Source organism: Acinetobacter sp. NBRC 110496, assembly GCF_000876115.1.
Lineage (GTDB): Bacteria > Pseudomonadota > Gammaproteobacteria > Pseudomonadales > Moraxellaceae > Acinetobacter.
In genome coordinates this window covers 1-1,239 of record NZ_BBTF01000138.1, presented here as the reverse complement: position 1 = coordinate 1,239, position 1,239 = coordinate 1, and the positions used below count along the sequence as shown (strand labels likewise).

At 35.4% G+C, this 1,239-nt stretch carries 1 protein-coding gene; it reads right to left on the bottom strand.

Features of this window, described 5'->3' with window-relative positions:
• Positions 1-216 precede the first annotated feature (216 nt).
• Complete coding sequence (locus tag Aba26S_RS20920; protein ID WP_000384164.1) at positions 217-1,119, bottom strand: AraC family transcriptional regulator; 903 nt, start codon at positions 1,117-1,119, stop codon at positions 217-219.
• Positions 1,120-1,239: the final 120 nt, after the last annotated feature.

The window sequence follows — 1,239 nt, the reverse complement described above, 5'->3', positions numbered from 1 at the left end:
TCCATTGAAAGGAGATACTTCTTCGCATTGACTCGCAATCTTTTTTACGTAATTGTATAAATGGTACTTAAGGAAGTTACCATACTTTTTAATATGATTAACTTCCTAAGCCCCCAATGTATTACTATACTTTCACCTCAGTAGTATACCAGTGAGCAACTATGTGAAATATCGTCACAACTGGGCTGTGCCCTATGATTAAATCACAGTGAGTACTCAAGCATTTTGCTTGCGATACAAGCTTGGTGAAACATGTGCCCAGCGCTTAAACGCACGGGTAAAATTCGATGGATCTTGATAACCTAATGTTTCTGCGATTTTCTCTATAGAAAGTTCTTTTTGATTTAATAACATCATGGCTTGCGTATATTTTTTGCTTTGTTGTAATTTTTGAAAATTCTGTCCTTGTTGTTTTAGTTGCCTATAAACGGTTTTGGTGGATACGGATTTTATTTGTGCGATGTCATTCAATGTGTGCATCGTCACATGATCAAAGGCTTGATTTTGATGATACACTGCCAATACTTGTTCGCAATGTGTGATGGCACGCTCAAAGCTTAACTTATTCGCACAAAAACTTTTTTCAGCTAGAAAATGCTCAGGAAAACGAATTTTCCATTCCGTCGCATGATACCCAATGTATATTCCAGAAGGAAAATCTTGGGTATTTTTTTCGCCTTTGAAAAATATATGAATATCAGATGCCTTAAATGGTAATATTTGCAATATAATTTTATAAAGGCAAATGATTGCAGATTTTAAAATAATCTTTTGGTATTTTTCATTGATAGGTAAAGTTGGTTGAATCTCTAATTCAACATTATTGCCGTGTTTTCGAGAGAGTAACGCCAATCCAATACCAAAGACATCCCAATATTTTAAGGCAACGTCTAATCCGGATGACAACGTTTCTGAGGATATGATTGCAGTGCCAATGGGGTCAAATAGTTGTGACGTAAATCGCCAACCAATTTCCTCACCAAGATCATGATCAGGAAGTTGTCGCCCAATCCAGTCTAATAACAAGAAATATTGTGTTAGTTCAACATGATCCTTAACAATATTTTGTTCACTACAAAATTTTGCCAAATCAACACCTTGTTCTTCAGCATAGTCCATATACGTGTCTACCAATATCGATGGTATCAACATTATTTCATCCCTTTTTGTTGTTTTGTCCGAAAATGACAGATTTTATGTCCGATCATGAGCTTCAATATTGCACCTTATGCTTACAAA

Coding starts and splice junctions, on each gene's coding strand:
- Aba26S_RS20920 (WP_000384164.1), bottom strand. CDS start 1,119: ATGGACTATGCTGAAGAACAAGGTGTTGATTTGGCAAAATTTTGTAGT.